14 protein-coding genes and 1 pseudogene are annotated in these 19,159 nt (G+C 73.0%); 13 read left to right on the top strand and 2 right to left on the bottom strand.

Features of this window, described 5'->3' with window-relative positions:
- Nucleotides 1-124: 124 nt before the first annotated feature.
- From ACFY3I_RS33585 to ACFY3I_RS33530, 12 genes are all read left to right on the top strand, one after another.
- On the top strand, nucleotides 125-946 hold the full coding sequence (locus tag ACFY3I_RS33585) for an ABC transporter ATP-binding protein (RefSeq protein ID WP_390864785.1): 822 nt from the start codon (nucleotides 125-127) through the stop codon (nucleotides 944-946).
- A gap of 4 nt (nucleotides 947-950) precedes the next feature.
- Nucleotides 951-3,518: an ABC transporter permease gene (locus tag ACFY3I_RS33580; RefSeq protein ID WP_390864784.1), complete on the top strand. Its 2,568-nt coding sequence runs from the start codon at nucleotides 951-953 to the stop codon at nucleotides 3,516-3,518.
- A gap of 243 nt (nucleotides 3,519-3,761) precedes the next feature.
- Nucleotides 3,762-5,072: a D-alanyl-D-alanine carboxypeptidase/D-alanyl-D-alanine-endopeptidase gene (gene dacB, locus ACFY3I_RS33575; RefSeq protein WP_390864783.1), complete on the top strand. Its 1,311-nt coding sequence runs from the start codon at nucleotides 3,762-3,764 to the stop codon at nucleotides 5,070-5,072.
- A 372-nt stretch (nucleotides 5,073-5,444) separates the two neighbouring features.
- A complete protein-coding gene (locus ACFY3I_RS33570) occupies nucleotides 5,445-5,864 on the top strand; it encodes a GNAT family N-acetyltransferase (protein WP_390864782.1) in 420 nt (139 codons plus the stop codon).
- Nucleotides 5,865-6,056: 192 nt separating this feature from the next.
- Complete coding sequence (locus ACFY3I_RS33565) at nucleotides 6,057-7,397, top strand: hemolysin family protein (RefSeq protein ID WP_390864781.1); 1,341 nt, start codon at nucleotides 6,057-6,059, stop codon at nucleotides 7,395-7,397.
- Nucleotides 7,394-8,407 (top strand): hemolysin family protein, encoded by a 1,014-nt coding sequence (locus ACFY3I_RS33560; protein ID WP_390864780.1) that lies wholly within the window; start codon nucleotides 7,394-7,396, stop codon nucleotides 8,405-8,407. The genes ACFY3I_RS33565 and ACFY3I_RS33560 overlap by 4 nt, the downstream gene beginning before the upstream one ends.
- Before the next feature lie 109 nt (nucleotides 8,408-8,516).
- A complete protein-coding gene (locus ACFY3I_RS33555; RefSeq protein ID WP_390864779.1) occupies nucleotides 8,517-9,383 on the top strand; it encodes an SGNH/GDSL hydrolase family protein in 867 nt (288 codons plus the stop codon).
- A 179-nt stretch (nucleotides 9,384-9,562) separates the two neighbouring features.
- The gene (locus ACFY3I_RS33550; RefSeq protein WP_390864778.1) at nucleotides 9,563-11,851 is read left to right on the top strand and encodes a tectonin domain-containing protein; all 2,289 of its coding nucleotides are present in this window, start codon (nucleotides 9,563-9,565) and stop codon (nucleotides 11,849-11,851) included.
- Between the two features lie 84 nt (nucleotides 11,852-11,935).
- A complete protein-coding gene (locus ACFY3I_RS33545; protein ID WP_365285219.1) occupies nucleotides 11,936-12,280 on the top strand; it encodes a DUF4326 domain-containing protein in 345 nt (114 codons plus the stop codon).
- Between the two features lie 73 nt (nucleotides 12,281-12,353).
- Nucleotides 12,354-13,799, top strand: a complete 1,446-nt coding sequence (gene purB / locus ACFY3I_RS33540; protein ID WP_390864776.1) for an adenylosuccinate lyase — start codon at nucleotides 12,354-12,356, stop codon at nucleotides 13,797-13,799.
- Nucleotides 13,796-14,341, top strand: a complete 546-nt coding sequence (gene mug / locus ACFY3I_RS33535) for a G/U mismatch-specific DNA glycosylase (protein ID WP_390864921.1) — start codon at nucleotides 13,796-13,798, stop codon at nucleotides 14,339-14,341. The genes purB and mug overlap by 4 nt, the downstream gene beginning before the upstream one ends.
- A gap of 374 nt (nucleotides 14,342-14,715) precedes the next feature.
- Nucleotides 14,716-15,873, top strand: a complete 1,158-nt coding sequence (locus tag ACFY3I_RS33530) for an ROK family transcriptional regulator (protein WP_365285215.1) — start codon at nucleotides 14,716-14,718, stop codon at nucleotides 15,871-15,873.
- Between the two features lie 96 nt (nucleotides 15,874-15,969).
- Here the strand turns inward: ACFY3I_RS33530 and ACFY3I_RS33525 are convergent, their stop codons facing one another.
- A complete protein-coding gene (locus ACFY3I_RS33525; RefSeq protein WP_365285213.1) occupies nucleotides 15,970-16,731 on the bottom strand; it encodes a GntR family transcriptional regulator in 762 nt (253 codons plus the stop codon).
- A 640-nt stretch (nucleotides 16,732-17,371) separates the two neighbouring features.
- On the opposite strand from ACFY3I_RS33525, the gene ACFY3I_RS33520 reads away from it, so the two are divergent.
- Nucleotides 17,372-18,202, top strand: coding sequence for an alpha/beta hydrolase (locus ACFY3I_RS33520; protein WP_365285211.1), 831 nt, complete (start codon nucleotides 17,372-17,374; stop codon nucleotides 18,200-18,202).
- Nucleotides 18,203-18,343: 141 nt separating this feature from the next.
- On the opposite strand, the pseudogene ACFY3I_RS33515 reads toward ACFY3I_RS33520, so the two are convergent.
- Nucleotides 18,344-19,132, bottom strand: a pseudogene (locus ACFY3I_RS33515) (EamA family transporter); the annotation flags it as partial.
- Nucleotides 19,133-19,159: the final 27 nt, after the last annotated feature.

Raw genomic sequence — 19,159 nt, 5'->3', positions numbered from 1 at the left:
TAGCGCGGTTGTGCTAGCGGCGGCAAGCGGGCATCGGAATCGAAAAGTGATACCGCCTGTGCGACGGGTCACACTACGCTCGTCGCCGACGAGGAGCCCACGCGCGAGGAGCGAGGAGGCAGTCTTGGCCACACCTGCTGCGGAGGCACCCGCCGCCGAGGGGACAGCAGCCCGGGCACGGGGGCTGACCAAGGCGTACGGCGCGGGTGAGACGACCGTACTGGCACTGGACTCGGTGGACGTGGACATCGCACGCGGCCGCTTCACCGCGGTCATGGGCCCTTCGGGCTCCGGCAAGTCCACGCTGATGCACTGCCTGGCGGGGCTGGACACGGTGTCCGCCGGTCAGGTCTGGCTCGGCGACACCGAGATAACGGGGCTGCGGGAGCGCGAGCTGACGCGGCTGCGCAGGGACCGGATCGGGTTCATGTTCCAGTCCTTCAACCTGATCCCCACGCTCAGCGCGGCCGAGAACATCACCCTGCCCATGGACATAGCGGGCCGCAAGCCCGACGCGAAGTGGCTGGACCAGGTCATCGACACGCTGGGACTGCGGGACCGTCTCAAGCACCGGCCGGCGCAGCTGTCCGGCGGGCAGCAGCAGCGGGTGGCCTGCGCGCGGGCACTGGCCTCCCGGCCGGAGCTGATCTTCGCCGACGAGCCCACCGGCAACCTGGACTCGCGGGCCGGCCTGGAGGTACTGGGCTTCCTGCGGGAGGCGGTCGACCAGCTCGGGCAGACGGTGGTCATGGTGACCCACGACCCGGGCGCCGCCGCCCACTCCGACCTGGTGCTCTTCCTCGCCGACGGCCGGGTGGTGGACCGGATGGAGGAGCCGACGGCGGACGCCGTCCTCGAACGCATGCGTCTCTTCCCCGGCGGCAACCCCCAGCCGCCGGATGCCGACGAGGGCGGCGGCGGGGCCGCGCGGCCCGAGGAGGACTGACCCGGTGCTCAAGGCAACCCTGCGGAGCTTTCTGGCCCACAAGGGGCGGCTGCTGCTGTCCGCGCTCGCCATCGTCCTGTCCGTGGCGTTCGTCGCGGGCAGCCTGATCTTCTCCGACACCGTCACCCGGACCTTCGACCGGCTCTTCGCCTCCACCTCCGCCGACGTGACGGTGGAGCCGAAGGAGGACCTCAGGTCGTCGGTGCCGACCGGCGCCGTGCAGACCGTGCCGGCCGCGCTCCGGGAGCGGGTCGCCCGGGTCGACGGGGTCGCGGACAGCCACGCGGACGTGTCCGTGCAGAACATCGTGGTGGTCGACAGCCACAACAAGTCGGTCGGCCCGACCACCGGGGCCCCGACCATCGCCACCGACTGGTACCTCACCCACCGCAGTCCCGTGAAGCTCACCTCGGGGCACGCGCCCCAGGGTGCGGGACAGGCACTGCTCGACGCGGACACCGCCGACAAGAAGCACGTGCGCATCGGCGACACCCTGACCGTGCAGGCCCAGCCCGGCACCTTCCGCGTCGAGATCGTCGGCATCGCCACCTTCACCACCACCAACCCCGGCGCGGCCCTGCTCTTCCTCGACCCGGCGGTGGCCGCGAAGGAGCTGCTGGGCTCCGCCGACCGGGCCACCAGCGTCTCGGTGGACGCGGCGCCGGACGTCACGGACGCCGTGCTCAAGCGCCGCGTGGGCGAGGCGATCGGGACCGGGAGGTACGACCTCAAGACCGCCGACGAGCAGGCCAAGTCCTCCGCGGCCGACCTGGGCGGCTTCCTCGACGTCATCAAGTACGTGATGCTCGGGTTCGCCGGCATCGCCACGCTCGTGGGCGTCTTCCTCATCGTGAACACCTTCTCCATGCTGATCGCCCAACGCACCCGGGAGCTCGGCCTGTTGCGCGCCCTGGGCGCCGACCGCCGTCAGGTACGGCGCTCCGTGCTCACCGAGGCGGTACTGCTGGGGCTGGTCGGCTCGACGCTGGGGCTGGGCGCCGGCATCGGGCTGGCGCTCGGGCTGATCAAGCTGATGAGCGCGCTCGGCATGAACCTCAAGGCCACCGAGATGGTCGTCGGCTGGGGCACTCCCGTCGCCGCGTACGCGGTGGGCGTCGGCGTCACCTTCGTCGCCGCCTACCTGCCCGCCCGGCGTGCGGCCACCGTGTCGCCGATGGCGGCGCTCGCGGACGCCGAGATCGCGGGCGTGGGCAAGCCGTTGAAGGTACGGGCGGTCGTCGGTGCCGTCGTCGGAGTGCTCGGGGCAGCGGCGCTGGCGGGCTGCGCGGCGGCCACGAAGACCGCCTCGGCCGCCTCGCTGCTGGGCCTCGGCGTGGTGCTGACCCTGCTCGCGACGGTGGTCGCGGGCCCGCTGCTGGTGCGCCCGGTGATCCGCGTCCTGGGGGCGGCCTTCCCCGCCCTGTTCGGCTCCGTCGGCCGGATGAGCCAGCGCAACGCGCTGCGCAACCCGCGCCGTACCGGCGCCACCGCCGCCGCGCTCATGGTGGGGCTGGCCCTGGTCGGCGGGATGTCGGTGGCCAGCGCCTCCATGTCGAAGTCCTTCGACCAGCAGATCGACAAGACGCTGGGGGCCGACTTCATCGTCCAGAACGGCAACTTCCTGCCGTTCACCGAGGAGGTCACCGACAAGGTGCGCGGCACCGCGGGCGTCGGGCTGGTCGTACGGCAGCGGTTCGCGCCGGTGGCGGTGAGGCTGCCTGACGGCAAGCGGGTCACCACGACCGCCGCCGGATACGACTCGCAGGTCGACCGGGTCGCGCACGTCGCCTACAAGGGCGGTGACACCGCGGCCGCGCTGGCCGACGGCAGCATGGGCATGGACGCCACCTTCGCCGCGGACCACAAGGTGCGTCTCGGCACCGTGCTCCCGGTGGAGTTCCAGGGCGGCAGGAGCGCCGAGATGAAGGTGGGCGCCCTCACCGACCAGGACAGCGGCAGCGGATTCGGCGCCCAGGGCGGGCTGTTCTTCGGCATCGCCACGGTGCAGAAGTACGTCCCCGGTGGCCAGGACTCGTCGTTGTACGTCAACCACGCCCCGGGCACGGGCGTGGACCGGCTCCGCGCGAACCTGGAGCGGACCCTCGCGCCGTTCCCGCAGGTGCAGGTCCGCGACCAGGCCGACTACAAGAAGCTGGTCCACGACCAGATCTCGGTGCTGCTGTACCTGGTGTACGCGCTGCTGGGCCTCGCGATCGTGATCGCCGTGCTCGGCGTGGTCAACACCCTTGCCCTGTCGGTCGTGGAGCGCACCCGGGAGATCGGGCTGCTGCGCGCCATCGGCCTGGGCCGGCGGCAACTGCGGCGGATGATCCGGCTGGAGTCGGTGGTGATCGCGGTGTTCGGCGCGGTGCTCGGGCTCGCGCTGGGCCTCGTGTGGGGCGTGTGCACCCAGCAGGTGCTGGCGCTCCAGGGCATGAAGGCGCTGGCGATCCCGTGGGGCACGATCGTCGCGGTGGTGATCGGCTCGGCGGTGGTGGGCATCGTGGCGGCCCTGCTGCCGGCGCTGCGCGCCTCACGCATGAACGTGCTGGCGGCCATCGCGCACGAGTGACGGCTCGGTGAGTCCGACTCGCCTGCAACCGGGTCGAGTTCACGCCGCGCGCCCGGTCCGCTCCGAGAGGGGCGCGCCGGGCGGGCCGCCATGACGCTCCGTCACCGTCGTGAGGCGGCCGGGCTCGCCCGGCTCACGGCATACCCATAAGTAACCTCGGTCGCTGCTGTTACTTTCCCTTTCAAGATCCCTTGGAACCGCCGCACGTCCCCCCACCCTCCTTTCCCCTGCAGCGAGGCCTCCATGTCGAACTCTTCGTCCGCCGGGCACGCGGGCTCCCGCCACCGCGGGCGCGGAACGATCCGTCCGGCGCTCCGCCGTGCCGCGGTCATCGCGGTGACCGCGCCCGTCGCCGGAACGATCCTGTTCGGCACGTCCGCCTTCGCCGCGCCCGCCACCCTCGACCCCGCCGAGCAGTCGATCGCGGACAACCTCGACGTCCGCGTCCAGGACACCCGCCTGGGCCCCACGCTCAGCGGCGTCGTGATCGACGCCGACTCCGGCGGCCTCGTATGGGGTCACGACGCGACGACCGCGCTGATGCCGGCGTCCAACACCAAGCTGGCCACGTCGACCGCCGCGCTGACGATCCTCGGCCCCGACCACCGCTTCACCACGAAGGCCGTCTACGGCGACGGCGTCGTCACCCTGGTCGGGGGCGGGGACCGCACCCTCACCTCCGCCGACCTCGACACGATGGCGAGGACCGTCGCGGCGGTCCTGAAGGAGGCGGGCCCGAGCTCGGTGCAGGTGCGGGTCGACGACAGCCTCTTCCCCGCGCCCACGCTCGCCACCGGCTGGAACGACGGCTACTACCCCGACTCCGTCGCCCCGGTACGGGCGTTGGTGGTCGACGGCCGTCACGTCACGGACACCTCCGTGGACGCCGGCCGGACCTTCGCGAAGCTCCTCGCCAGGCGGGGTGTCACCGTCACCGGCGGCGTCGCCCGCGCCACCGCCGGCACCGGAGCCGCACTCCTGGCCCAGCACCAGTCCGGGGCGCTCTCGGACATCGTGGAGCACATGCTCAAGGTGAGCGACAACGACATCGCCGAGACGCTGCTGCGGGCCACCGCGCTCGCCGCCGGGCGGCCGGCCACCTTCGAGGACGGCACGGCGGTCGTCCGCCAGGTCCTCGGCCAGTACGGGGTGTCGCTGACCGGCTTCGAGATCCACGACGGCAGCGGCCTGTCCCGCGCCAACCGCATCCCGGCACGGACCATCGCCGACATCCTCGACCTCGCGGACACCGCCGCCAACGGCCCGACGCTCGGGTACATCGTGGACGGGCTGCCCGTCGCCGGCGAGGCGGGCTCGACCCTCGGCCCGGAGTGGGGCCGCTTCGACACCGCGGACTCCCGGTGCGCGGTCGGCAGGGTCAGCGCCAAGACGGGCACGCTGACCGGCGCGATCGCGCTGAGCGGACTGACGAAGGCCGGAGACGGACGCTGGAAGATCTTCTCCTTCATCGAGAACGACTCCGCCGCCGACCCGGCCGCCACCAAGGACGCCCTCGACGGCCTCGCCGCCACGGTCAACGGCTGCTGGGCATAGACGACGAGACGGGCCGGTCGACCGGGACGGGGACCGCCGGGCGGGCTTCGGCCGGGACCGGGGCCGGGACCGCCGAGCCGGGGCGGCCGGTCAGGGGCCGCCGAGCCGGGGCCGCCGCGCAGGCTTCGGCCGGGACCGGGACCGCCGGGCGGGCTTCGGCCGGGTGCCCGGCGCGCGTTGGCGAGTCCTCTCGGCGGTTGCGGTGCGCGGGCGTAATCGGTGCGCGGGCTCTGTGCGGTGGGTGCGGCGCGGGGTGCGGTGCGCGGGGTGCGGTGCGCGCGCGGTGGGTGCGGTGCGCGGGTCGCGGCTCGTGGCGGCGCGGGGCGCGAAACCCGTTCGCCCGGGAGGCGCCCGCCCTGCTTGGGTCGTGGCATGAGCGATCTCCGTATCCGCCACGCCACCGCCTCCGACATCGACACCGTGCTGCGGTTCTGGCGCCACGCAGCCGAGGGGACGAGCATCAGCGACGACCACGACGGCGTGGCCCGGCTCCTCGCCCGGGACCCCGAGGCGCTGCTCCTCGCAGTCCGTGACGGTGTCCTCGCCGGCACCGTCATCGCCGGCTACGACGGATGGCGCTGCTCCGCCTACCGGCTCGCGGTCCACCCCGACCACCGCCGTCGGGGCATCGCCACCGCGCTGCTGGAGGCCGCGGAACGACGGTTCGCCGCCCTCGGCGGACGGCGCGTCGACGCCATGGTCCTGGAGGCCAACGAACGCGCCCACGACACCTGGGCCGCCACCGGCTACCACCGCGAGGACCACTGGCGGCGCTGGGTCAAGCCCCTGTAGACGACGTCGGCGCGCGCCGCGGCCGCGCTAGGCCGCACACTTTGCCCGTCCTTTACTATTGGAGGAGTCGTCCTGTCGTCCGCCAGGAAAGGTGCGTGAGCGTCCGCCCATGGGCGAGCCTCCCAGTCCTCTGTCCCGTCAACACCGCGCGGTCCCGTCCGCCCTGTCCGACCATGGGACGGAGGTGACCCGATGACCGAAGTGCTGCTCCTGCTGGTGGCGATCCTGCTCTCGCTCGCCTGCGGCGCCTTCGTCGCCGCCGAGTTCTCGCTGACCACGGTGGGCCGCGGCGAACTCGAACGCGCCGTGGAGCGCGGCGAGCGCGGCGCGGCCGGCGCCCTCAAGGCCGTACGGCAGCTGACCTTCCAGCTGTCGGGCGCGCAGCTCGGCATCACGGTCACCAACCTGGTGGTCGGCATGCTCGCCGAGCCGTCGATCGCCAAGCTGCTGGCCGGTCCGCTGGAGTCGCTGGGCATCGCCCGGTCCGCGGCGAGCTCGCTGGCGCTGGTGATCGGTACCGCGCTGTCCACGGTGTTCCTGATGGTCGTCGGCGAGCTGGTGCCCAAGAACTGGGCGATCTCCTCGCCGCTGGCCGTGGCCAGGCGGGTGGGCAATGCCCAGCGCTGGTTCAGCGCCGCGTTCCGGCCGTTCATCACCCACTTGAACAACACCGCGAACCGGGTGGTACGACGGTTCGGTGTCGAGCCCGCCGAGGAGCTGGCCTCCGCCCGCGGCCCCCAGGAGCTGGCCGCGCTCGCCCGGCACTCCGCCAAGGCGGGCGCGCTGGAGGCGGACACCGCCGAGCTGTTCGTGCGCACCCTGAACCTCGCCGACCTCACCGCCGAGAACGTGATGACCCCGCGTGTCCAGGTCGTCGCCCTGGACGTCCGCGCCACCTGCGAGGACGTCGCGAACGCGACCCGGGCGACCGGGCTGTCCCGCTTCCCGGTCTACCGCGAGAGCCTGGACTCGGTGGTCGGCACCGCCCACATCAAGGACATCCTGGCGCTGCCGGTGGCGGACCGGGCCCGGGTCCGGGTGGCCCAGGTGATGCGCGAGCCGCTGCTGGTCCCCGAGTCCCTCACCGTGGACCGCCTCCTGGACCGCCTCGGCGGCCGGCGCACCATGGCGGTCGTCATCGACGAGTACGGCGGTACGGCCGGCGTCGCCACCCTGGAGGACATCGTCGAGGAGGTGGTCGGCGAGGTCCGCGACGAGCACGACCCGCACGAGACGCCGGACCTCGCCCCCGCGGGCGCGGACGAGCGGGGCCGCTCGCTCTGGTCGGCGGACGGCGCGGCCCGCACGGACCAGCTCGCGCGCGTCGGCCTCAGACCGCCCGACGGGCCGTACGAGACGCTGGCCGGGCTGGTCGCGGCCGAGCTCGGCCGGATACCCGAGACCGGGGACCGTGTGGAGGTCGCCGGCTGGCGGCTGGACGTGGTGGACGCGTCGGGCCGGCGGGCGGCCAGGGTGCTGCTGCACGCGCCGCTCGCCGAGGAACGGGAGCAGAAGCAGGAGGGACACCGGTGACCGCCGTACAACTGCTGATCGGTCTGGCCACGCTGGTCGTCAACGCCTTCTTCGTGGGCGCCGAGTTCGCGCTGATCTCCGTGCGCCGCTCCCAGATCGAGCCGCACGCCGAGGCCGGCGACCGGCGGGCCAGGAGCGTGCTGTGGGGTCTGGAGCACGTGTCGGCGCTGCTGGCCGCCGCCCAGCTCGGGATCACCCTGTGCACGCTGGTGCTGGGCGTGGTCGCCGAACCGGCCATCGAGCATCTCCTGGAGCCGGTGTTCCACGCGGTCGGCGTGCCGGAGAGCGCGGGTCATGTCGTGTCCTTCGTGATCGCGCTGACCCTGGCGACCTATCTGCACATGCTGCTCGGCGAGATGGTGCCGAAGAACGTCGCGCTGGCCGAGCCGGTGCGCAGCGCGCTGCTCCTCGGACCGCCGCTGGTGGCACTGTCGCGGGCGCTGCGCCCGGTGATCTTCACGATCAACGCGTTCGCCAACACCCTGCTCAGGGTGCTCCGGGTGGAGACCAGGGACGAGGTCTCGGCGACCTTCACGGACGCCGAGCTCGCCGAGATCGTCAAGGACGCCAGCGAGGCGGGGCTGATCGACGACCGGGCGCAGGAACGGCTGCACGACGCGCTGGAGCTGGGCCGCCGACCGGTGCGGGACGTGGTGGTGCCGCTGGAGCGTGTCGTCTACGCGCGCGTGGGCGTCACCCCCGAGGAGCTGGAGGGGCTGTCGGCGGAGTCGGGCTTCTCCCGGTTCCCGGTGGTCGACGAGGGCCGGCGGATCGTCGGCTACCTGCACGTCAAGGACGCGCTGGACGCCTCGCCCCGCGACGAGGCGTTCCGGCTGCGGGACATGCGGCCCATCGCACGGGTGCGGGAGAACACACCGCTGGACGACGTACTGACCGCGATGCGCGGCAGCCGCACCCATCTGGCGGGCGTACTCGGCGACGACGGGAGGATGGCGGGGCTGGTGACGATGGAGGACGTGCTGCGGGAACTGTTCGGACAGCACGCCTAGGTCCGCCGCCGGATCGGCCGCCGGATCGGCCGTCGGATCGGCCGCGGGATCGGCCGCCAGGGTGCGACCGACCGGCGGGTATGAGCCCCGGGATACCATTTCCGACGCCATGCAGAAGAATCCCGTGCGTCCCGCACACACCAGTCTGGTCGCCCTCGGCGACTCGTTCACCGAGGGCATGTCGGACCTGATGGCCGACGGCTCCTACCGCGGCTGGGCCGACGTCCTGGCCGGACGGATGGCCGCGCGCACGCCCGGGTTCCAGTACGCGAACCTCGCGGTGCGCGGAAAGCTGATCAGGCAGATCGTCGAGGAGCAGGTGGACGTGGCGGTCGCGATGCGACCCGACGTGATCACCCTGGTCGGCGGCCTGAACGACACCCTGCGCCCCAAGTGCGACATGGGTCTGGTCCGGGACCTGCTCACGGAGGCCGTGGAGCGGCTGGCACCGGCCTGCCAGCAACTGGTGCTGATGCGCAGCCCCGGCCGCCAGGGCCCGGTCCTCGACCGGTTCCGGCCGCGCATGGAGGAGCTGTTCGCCTGCGTCGACGAACTGGCCGGACGGCACGGCGCCGTCGTGGTCGACCTGTACGGCGCCCCCTCGCTCTCGGACCCCCGGATGTGGGACGTGGACCGGCTGCACCTGACGGCCGAGGGGCACCGGCGGGTCGCCGAGGCGGTCTGGCAGACCCTCGGGTACGAGGCCGAGGACACCGACTGGCGTACGCCGATGCCGGCCACACCGCCGCCCGGCTGGGCCGCGCGTCGGGTGGCGGACGTCCGCTTCACCAGGCAGCACCTGCTCCCGTGGATAGGCCGCCGGCTGACCGGCCGCTCCTCGGGCGACGGCCGGACAGGAGCCCAGTTCAGCGCCGAGCTGGGCAGAGCCTTCTGGGTCACCCCCGCGGACCACGCGAACCCCGGCCCCGTGGCCGACTGGCGACGAGTGGACTCCGACCCGGCTCCCCGCCCCTGACTCTGCTCCCCGGCCGGACGCGGGGCCTCCCCCGCGTGGAACGGCTTGGAACGGCACGGCACGCCGCGGCACGCCCACCCCTCGGGTGGTCAAGCGGGGCCGTACGGGCCGCGTACCTGTGAGGGTGCGCGGCCTCGAACGGCCGGCTCGACCCAATCAGGCCGAGAACCGGGACAGGGATGAACATTTCGAGAAAGAGCCGGCTGTTCGCAGTGGTCGGGGCCTTGGCGGCCTCGCTGGCCGTGTCCGGCGGCACCGCGTCGGCCGCCGTGCCCGCGGGGGCCGCCGGCCGCGCGGTGGACTCGCAGACCTTCAGCATCACCTCCGACGACCAGCAGAGCCGGTTCGTCCAGGCCGTCGGCACCCCCGGAGCGACGGTGGTGATCGCCGGGACCGTGAATCTGGACCTGAGCGGCCTGTCGTCCATACCGGTGGCTCCCGGGGTCCGGATCACCGGCGATCGCACGGTCGTCGCCAGGGGGCCGCGGATCTTCACGACGACGTTCCCGCGCACGCTCCTCGCCATCGGGGACGGCGACGGCGGCACCGCGGACAACGTGCGGATCAGCGGGATCAGGTTCGACGGCGGGGAGCCGTCGGACCCCGGCGCCTCGGTGGGCACCACGGACGCCGACGGGATCGGCATCTGGTCCAGCCAGAACGTGGAGATCGACCACGACGAGTTCACCCGCTGGCGCGGCGCGGCGATCGACGTGCAGGATCCGGGCAACCGGATCAACCGGGCCAACGCCGACACGGTGTGGGTGCACGACAACTACATCCATGACAACCAGCACCCCACCATGGACGGCATCGAGGACGCGTTCGGCAGCCACCACGGCGCCGGCTACGGGGTGGCCCTGAACAACGGCGCCTACGCGCTGATCGAGAAGAACGAGTTCGCGGCCAACCGCCACTCGGTCACCGGCGACGGCCGTCCGGGCACCGGGTATCTGGTGTACCGCAACCTCATGGAGTCACCCGGTCTCGGCTTCTCGCTCCTGGGCTGGGACCACTACGAGCACCTCATCGACATGCACGGCCGCGGCGACTGCTCCAACTACCAGTGCGGGCCGGCCGGCGAGTACGCCGACATCGCCTACAACTCCTTCCCCTCCACCAACTCGACCGAGATCAAGCTCCGCGGCACGCCCTCGGACGGCTTCAACGTCGAGAACAACGTCTTCGCGCACACCGTCAGGTGGTCGACCACCTTCACCAACGGCGCGCTGGACCAGACCGAGACCGGTCTGCACGACAACGGCGGGAACGTCCTGGGCGCGAACCGGGACACCCAGCGCACCTGCGACTTCGACGGCGACGGCATCGCCGACCCCTTCATGACCACGGGCCTGACCTGGTGGTACGCCACCAGCGCCGGTGACCAGCACTGGGTCTACCTCAACCAGTCCAACGAGCGCATCGCCGACCTCCGGTTCAGGGACGTCAACGGCGACGGGCTGTGCGACGCGACCTCGGTCAACACCGGCAAGGTCTACTACACCCACCGCCAGACCGACGACACCGTACGTCCCGGCACCGGCCTTCCCACGGTCGCGCCGGTCCCCGGCTCCTCGGTCGCCATGGCCTCCCAGGACGGGACGGACAGCACCAAGGGGGTCCAGGCGTTCGCCGTCGACGCGCAGGGCGGGCTCCACACCACCCACATCGTCCCGGGGCAGGCGCCCCCGGACTGGACCGCGGAGTACGACACCCCCGCGCCGCTGACCTCCGTGGCGGCGGCGACCAACGCCGACGGGCGGATCGAACTCTTCGCCCTGGACCGCAACGGCCAGATCTACTCGCGCGCCCAGAAGAGTCCCGGGTCCAGCGACTGGGCGGCGTGGCGGAACATCGACGGGATCCTCAACTCGATCTCGGTGGCACGCAACCAGAACGGCACGCTCCAGATCTTCGGCACGAACTCCGCCGGAACCATCTGGACCCGTTCCCAGCAGCAGGCCTCGGCCGACAACTGGACCGGCTGGCAGCAGATGGACGGCCTTCTCACCAAGATCGTCGCGGGAACCCACGCGGACGGGACGATCGAGGTCGACGGCATCAACGTCTACGGCACCCCGTGGCACCGCCGGCAGACCACTGTCAACGCGACCAGCCCCGGGTCCGGCTGGTCGGGCTGGGCTCAGATGTTCACGAACCAGGGCGTCCTCACGGACATCTCCGTGGCCCCCACCTACTACCAGGAGTTCGCGTTCTTCGGTGTCTTCGGCGACACGGCCTACCAGAACACCGAGGTGTCGTGGGGCGGCTACAACACCGGCGGGTGGCACCCCCTGACGTACGGCAGCGGAATGCGCAACGTCGCCGCGCAGCGGTGCGGCACCGACGTGCTCCTCATCGGCGTCACCGACGACGGAAGGACCGAGATCAACGAGATCGGGGGCGGCTTCATCGGCGGTGACTACGGGTGGGGCCTGATCGGCGGCGCCACCGCGCGCGCCACCTGATCCGCGCCGAACGGAGCGGGCGGCGCGGCCGTCGTACGGAAGCCGCCCGCCCCGCTCCGCCGTCCGAGGCGTAGCGTCGTTCCTGTGCCGACACGGGTGATCAACGTCAGGGGCCGGATCCACGAGTTCGGCCCCCGGCTGGAACACGCCCCCGCGGACGTCGTCTACGTCGGCCGCCGCTGGACCCTGGGCGGCTGGGACCTGCCCCGCCATCCGCTCGCCAACCCCTTCGCCTACGACACCCCGAAGAAGCGGCGCGACGGCACCCGGGCCGAGGTGATGGCGATGTACCGGGCGTACCTGCTGGAGCGGCCCGAGCTGCTGGAACTGGCGGCGGAACTGCGCGGGAGGACGCTGGCGTGCTGGTGCGCGCCCGAGCTGTGCCACGCCCACGTACTGGCGGAACTGGCCGACCGGCACCAGCCGTGACACGGCTCTCATAGCTTCGTACGAGCGGACCTGCGGCGCTGGCCTGCACGAATCGCCAGTAGAATCCGTACACGTGACTTCTGCCGCTCCCGCCAAGCCCCGCATCCCGAACGTCCTCGCCGGACGTTACGCCTCCGCCGAGCTCGCCACGCTCTGGTCTCCCGAGCAGAAGGTGAAGCTGGAGCGGCAGCTCTGGCTCGCCGTGCTGCGGGCCCAGAAGGACCTCGGGATCGAGGTGCCGGACGCGGCGATCGCCGACTACGAGCGGGTCCTGGACACCGTCGACCTGGCCTCCATCGCCGAGCGCGAGAAGGTCACGCGGCACGACGTGAAGGCGCGGATCGAGGAGTTCAACGATCTCGCCGGGCACGAGCACGTGCACAAGGGCATGACCTCCCGCGACCTGACGGAGAACGTCGAGCAGCTGCAGATCCGGCTCTCGCTGGAGCTGGTGCGCGACCGCACGGTGGCCGTCCTCGCGCGGCTCGGCAAGCTGGCCGGCGAGTACGCCGAGCTGGTCATGGCCGGCCGCTCGCACAACGTGGCCGCGCAGGCCACCACCCTCGGCAAGCGTTTCGCGACCGCCGCCGACGAGCTGCTGGTGGCGTACGGCCGGGTCGAGGAACTCCTGGCCCGCTACCCGCTGCGCGGCATCAAGGGCCCGGTCGGCACCGCGCAGGACATGCTGGACCTGCTGGGCGGCGACGCGGCGAAACTGGCCGAGCTGGAGGACCGGATCGCCGGCCACCTGGGCTTCGCGCAGGCGTTCACGTCGGTCGGCCAGGTGTACCCGCGCTCGCTGGACTACGACGTCGTGACCGCGCTGGTGCAGCTGGCGGCCGCGCCGTCGTCCCTGGCCAAGACGATCCGGCTGATGGCCGGGCACGAGCTGGTCACCGAGGGCTTCAAGCCGGGCCAGGTGGGCTCCTCGGCGATGCCGCACAAGATGAACACGCGGTCCTGCGAGCGCGTCAACGGCCTGATGGTGATCCTGCGCGGCTACGCCTCGATGACCGGCGAGCTGGCGGGCGACCAGTGGAACGAGGGCGACGTCTCCTGCTCGGTGGTGCGCCGGGTGGCCCTGCCCGACGCGTTCTTCGCGCTGGACGGCCTGCTGGAGACGTTCCTGACCGTCCTCGACGAGTTCGGCGCCTTCCCCGCCGTCGTCGCCCGCGAGCTCGACCGCTACCTGCCCTTCCTCGCCACCACCAAGGTGCTCATGGGCGCGGTGCGCGCGGGCGTCGGCCGTGAGCTCGCGCACGAGGCGATCAAGGAGAACGCCGTCGCCACCGCGCTCGCGATGCGTGAGCAGGGCGCCGAGCGCAACGACCTGCTCGACAAGCTCGCCGCCGACGAGCGGCTGCCGCTCGACCGTGAGCAGCTCGCGGCCCTGATGGCCGACAAGCTGTCCTTCACGGGGGCTGCCGCCGACCAGGTCGCGGTCGTCGCCGGCCGGATCGAGGAACTGCTCAAGCAGCACCCCGAGGCCGCCGCCTACGCCCCCGGAGCCATCCTCTGACCCGCTTCACGGCGGCGGAGCTGGAGGCCGCCCGCGACCGTCTCGTCCCGGACGTGATCGCGGACGGCCTGGATGTCCTGTTCTGCGGTATCAACCCCGGCCTGATGACGGCGGCCACGGGCCATCACTTCGCCCGCCCGGGCAACCGCTTCTGGCCGGTGCTGCACCTGTCCGGGTTCACCCCGAGGCTGCTGAAACCGGCGGAACAGGGCGAGTTGCCGTCCTACGGGCTCGGCATCACGAACGTGGTGGCACGGGCGACCGCACGCGCCGACGAGCTGACGGCCGCGGAGTACACCGAGGGCGGCCGGCTGCTCACGGCGAAGGTCGCCCGGACCCGCCCGAGGTGGCTGGCGGTGGTGGGCGTCACGGCCTACCGGGCCGCGTTCGACGACCGCACGGCACGGGTGGGGCCGCAGCAGCGGCTGATCGGCGACACCAGGGTGTGGGTGCTGCCGAACCCCAGCGGGCTGAACGCGCACTGGACGGCGGCGACGATGGCGGAGGAGTTCGGGCGACTGCGGGCGGCGGCGGAGGGCTGATCGCGTGCCCTGCGGGGGCCGGCCATTCATCGTCCCGGGAGACCGCCCCGGGCCGTCCGGCTCACCGGTTCACCAGAGCACGCGCTGGCCGGCGCCGGCGCTCCCCTCCCGCCGCCGTCCTCTCGCGGACCTTCCTCTCGCGGACGCTCCCCCCCGTAAACGTTCTCCTCGCGGACGTTTCCTCGCGGAGTCGAACCCGTCCGGCGGGCGGCGGGACACCGTACGAACGTGATGATCACGGCGTATCAGTCCGGTTTTGTCCAGCCGCGCCGATCTCGGATCCGTGGCAGGTCGGAGGCTCCGGACACTCGCCGGGGTCGTCGTAACCGAAGTACGATCCGGCCAACACGCAGGGCTGGCTGGGAGGACGGACGTTGGCGGGGCTGACCGGCGGTGACCCGTCGTTGCTGCGGAGGATCAACTCCGCGGTGGTGCTGCACGCGTTGCGTGCCACGGACTGCGCGACCCTGACCGAGATCACCCGGGTGACCGGGCTGTCCCGGCCGACCGTGGAGGGGGTCGTCGAGGGGCTCATCGAGGGCGGTCTGGTCGTCGAGACGGCGGCCGAGGACGGCGCCGCCCGGCGACAGGGGCGGCCCGCACGCCGGTTCCGTTTCCGGGCCGAGGCCGGACATCTGCTGGGCCTGGAGATCGGTCCGCACCGCGTCGCCGCGCTGCTGGCCGATCTGGACGGCAGGGTGCTGGGCGCGCAGGCCAAGGACGTGGACGAGACGGCCGACGCGGACGAGCGGCTGGAGCGGATGCGCACCGCGGTCGCCGAGTTGCTGCGCCGGGCCGGCGTGGCCCGCAGTTCGCTGCGGGCCGTCGGGGTCGGCACGCCGGGCATCGTGGAGGCGGACGGCCGGGTGCGGCTGGGCACCGCGCTGCCCCAGTGGACCGGACTGCGGCTCGGCGAGCGGCTGAGCCGCTCCTTCAAGTGCCCGGTGCTGGTGGAGAACGACGCCAACACGGCGGCCGTGGCCGAGCACTGGAAGGGCGCCGCCACCGAGTCCGACGACGTGGTGATGGTGATGGCCGGGCTCAGCCCGGGCGCCGGTTCGCTGATCGGGGGGCGGCTGCACCGCGGCTACGGCGGGGCGGCCGGGGAGATCGGCGCGCTGCACCTGCTGGGCCGGGAGGTGACGCCGGAGACGCTGCTGTCCACCACCGACGAGCCGCTGCACCCGCTGGACGAACAGGCGGTCGCCGAGGTCTTCGCGCTGGCCCGCAAGGGTGACGCGCGGGCGCGGGCGGCCGTCGAGCGGTTCATCCAGCGGCTGGTCCACGACGTGGCCGCGCTGGTGCTGGCCCTCGATCCGGAGCTGGTGGTGATAGGCGGCTGGGCGGCGGGGCTCGACGGCGTCCTGGAGCCGCTGCGCCGCGAGCTGGCCCGCTACTGCCTGCGCCCGCCGCGGGTGGCTCTCTCCCTCCTCGGCGAGGCGGCGGTGGCGACCGGTGCGCTGCGGCTCGCCCTCGACCACGTGGAGGAGCAGTTGTTCGCGGTGGACGGGACGGTCACCGCCCGCCGCTGACCAGCCGTGCGGGCAGGCAGGCGGGCGGACGCCGGGAAAGCGCGGCGCGCCCCGGTGGAGTCCCGGGGCGCGCCCTGTCCGGCTTCGGCTCGGCGGCTAGGAGGCCTGCCGCTCGGGTCCGTGGTGGATCTCGACGCTTCCGGAGTCGCCGAAGGTCAGCCGGCAGGTGTCCGCGCGGTACGTGGCGACGGAGAGCGCGGCCGGACGGCCGTCGGCGAGGAAGCGGGTGGTGACGACGAGGACCGGGGCGCCGGGGAGGCGGTCCAGTTCCTTGGCGTCGTCGGCGCGGGCCGAGCCCAGTTCCACGGCACGGTCCTGGCTCTCCAGCTCCAGGCGCTGCAGCTCGCGCAGTACCGCACGCGCGCGTGCGGAGCCGGACGGCGCGTCGATCGCCGTCAGGTCCGGGACCGAGGACGCCGGGATGTGGAGCAGCTCGGCGGCGACGGGCTGGCCGTGGACGACGCGGGAACGGCGCACGGTGTGCACCGGCTCCTCCGCGCCGGTCTCCAGGGCGGCCGCGACGGCGGCGGGCGGCACCGCGAGGGTGCAGTCGACCGGCTGCCAGGCGTCGCCGGGGGCGCCCGGCCAGACGTCCCCGTCGGTGCCGACGGCCACGCCCACCCGCGGCGGCGCCACGGTCGTGCCGACACCGCGGCGGCGCTGGAGGCGCCCCTCCAGTTCGAGCTGTTCGAGGGCCTGGCGGAGCGTGGCCCGGGCCACGCCGAAGCGGGCGGCGAGGTCGCGCTCGTTGGGCAGGATCTCGCCGACCGAGAACTCCGAGTCGAGTGCCTCACTGAGCACGGTCCTGAGATGCCAGTACTTCGGTTCCGGCACCGATTCCAGCTGCGTGGTCCCCACCCTGTCCTCCGCAATCGCCGTGGTCCGGCGGCGTTTTAGCGCCCTTGTTTATTAAAGGTTGTTGTACTTATCTGCGACCATAGGGCGGCGCACACCCTTGGTCAAGACCAATCCTCGATCCCATGGGCAGTGCATAGAAAGCGGTGCCACACAGCGTTCACGAGGCGTTCGCACAGGGGTGTTTTCGTGACATGACGGCAAAGCTCCCGCAGCGCCGCGGGAGCGGTGGGGCGCCTGGGGCCGGAGGGTCACGAGGGGCCGCGTCCCGTGCGACACGTTCGCGCGCGTACACGGGTAATCACGCCGTCGTGCCGGCGCCCGTCCCAGAATGTTTCCGGACCGCCGCCGGACACCGGCGACCCCGCCGCACTCCGCACCCACCGGCGCGCGGCACCCCCCGCGTCCGAGGCCGCACCCGGCACCCGGCGCCGCTCCACCCCGCGTGCGCGTACCGCGTACGCATCCCGCGCCCGCGCCACGCGTACGCATCCCGTGCCCGCGCCACGCGTCCGCGTCCCGCGCGCGGCACCGCGCCGGGCATCGCCCGGGCACGACACGCCGCGCCGGGGGACTACCCGCCAGTAGTAATTGCTGACAAGCTGTCTACGGCGTCAGTCGATGTCACAGACGAGGAGCCCCCATGTCCGCCACCGTCTCCGTCAGCGTCCCGGCCGCGCAGGGCCGACAGGACGTGACCGTCTCCTACGCGCGCGTGGGCCGAGGCGAGCCGCTGGTCCTGATCCACGGGATAGGGCATCACCGGCAGGCCTGGGACCCGGTGGTGGACATCCTCGCGACCGAGCGGGACGTGATCGCCGTGGACCTGCCCGGGTTCGGCGCCTCCCCCGGCCTCCCTTCGGGGCTTTCCTACGACCTGCCCACGACCAACACCGTGCTCGCCGCCCTGTTCGAGGCACTGGAACTGGACCGGCCGCACGTGGCCGGCAACTCGCTCGGCGGGCTGCTGGCGCTCGAACTGGGCCGCGAGAAGCTCGTACGGTCCGTCACCGCCCTGTCCCCCGCCGGATTCTGGACACAGGCCGAACGCCGCTACGCCTTCGGTGTGCTCATCGCCATGCGGCGCATCGCGGAGCGGCTGCCGCTCCACCTGGTCGAGCGGCTGTCCCGGACGGCCGCCGGGCGGACGGCCCTGACCAGCACCATCTACGCCCGGCCCGGCCGCCGTTCACCCGAGGCCGTGGTCGCCGAGACGCTCGCGCTCGCGCGGGCCACCGGGTTCGCCGAGACCCTGCGCGCGGGCACCGCCGTCCAGTTCACCGACGACGTGCCCGGTCTGCCGGTCACCGTCGGCTGGGGCACCCGGGACATGCTGCTGGTGCGCCGTCAGGGGGTGCGGGCCAAGCAGATCATCCCCAAGGCCCGCCTGGTCCGGCTCCCCGGCTGCGGCCACTGTCCGATGAGCGACGACCCGGCCCTGGTCGCGAGGGTCATCCTGGACGGCAGCAGCTGAGTCCTGCCCCGGGCGGCGGACGGCGCCCGCGCCGGCGGCCCGCGCCGGCCGGCGGCCGAGGCGGGACAGGGCTCCGGAGCCCAGGGCGACTCCCGCGCCCACCAAGGCGCCTCCGGCGGCCTGGGCGACGCCGTAGGAGCCCGTGCCGACGAGCGGGGCGGTGGCGACCGCGGCGAGCGGGACGAGTCCGGTGAGGAGCGTCGCCCGCTCGGTGCCGATCCGCTGCACGCCCGTGTACCAGCACACGAAGCCGACGACGGTGACGACGGCCGCCTGCCACAGCAGCGCGGCCGTCTCCGGGGCGTCGGGCCGGCGCAGCCACGCCCCGCCGTCGAGCACCACCCCGGCCGCCGCCGCCTCGGCCGCCGCCAGGAGGCACACGGCGGCGGTCAGCAGCCGCGGCCCGAGCGCGCGCAGCACCGGCCCGGCGAGGACGGCGAACCCGACCTCGCCGGCCAGCGCGCACACCGAGAAGACGATCCCGCGGACGTCCGTGCGGCCCCAGCCCTGGACGGCGAAGGCGCCGGCGGCGACCAGCAGGGCCCCTTGGAGCACGCGGCGTCGCGGCCCACGCCGGTCCAGGAGCGGGACCAGCACCGCGACCACCACCGGGGCACACCCCACGAAGACGCCCGGCACCGCCGGTTCCGCGGTGCGCTCGGCGGCGAGGACCACCAGGTTGAAACCGACCATGCCGACGGCGGCGAGCAGGGCCAGCCGCAGCCAGGCGCGTGCCCCCAGCGCGCGCAGCCGCGCGGCCGCGCGCGGGCCGACGAACGGCACGAGGAGCAGGCAGGCCAGCCCGTACCGCAGGAACTGGCCGCCCGCGTAGGGATAGTGGCCCAGCACACTGTTGGCGGTGAACGAGGCTCCGACCAGCACATAGGCGAACGCCGTCAGAAGGGAGCCGCGCGTGGTTGTCGCGTTCATGGACACGACGCTAGGAACCCTGGCGGC

Source organism: Streptomyces sp. NPDC001068 (assembly GCF_042897315.1).
Classification (GTDB): Bacteria; Actinomycetota; Actinomycetes; order Streptomycetales; family Streptomycetaceae; genus Streptomyces.
Note: the sequence above shows the minus strand (reverse complement) of the source record. Positions and strands in the feature narration are given on the sequence as shown.

Excerpts from the sequence above, each read along its gene's own strand:
- dacB (WP_390864783.1), top strand. The coding sequence starts at position 3,762 with ATGTCGAACTCTTCGTCCGCCGGGCACGCGGGCTCCCGCCACCGCGGG.
- ACFY3I_RS33570 (WP_390864782.1), top strand. The coding sequence starts at position 5,445 with ATGAGCGATCTCCGTATCCGCCACGCCACCGCCTCCGACATCGACACC.
- ACFY3I_RS33565 (WP_390864781.1), top strand. The coding sequence starts at position 6,057 with ATGACCGAAGTGCTGCTCCTGCTGGTGGCGATCCTGCTCTCGCTCGCC.
- ACFY3I_RS33555 (WP_390864779.1), top strand. The coding sequence starts at position 8,517 with ATGCAGAAGAATCCCGTGCGTCCCGCACACACCAGTCTGGTCGCCCTC.
- ACFY3I_RS33550 (WP_390864778.1), top strand. The coding sequence starts at position 9,563 with ATGAACATTTCGAGAAAGAGCCGGCTGTTCGCAGTGGTCGGGGCCTTG.
- ACFY3I_RS33520 (WP_365285211.1), top strand. The coding sequence starts at position 17,372 with ATGTCCGCCACCGTCTCCGTCAGCGTCCCGGCCGCGCAGGGCCGACAG.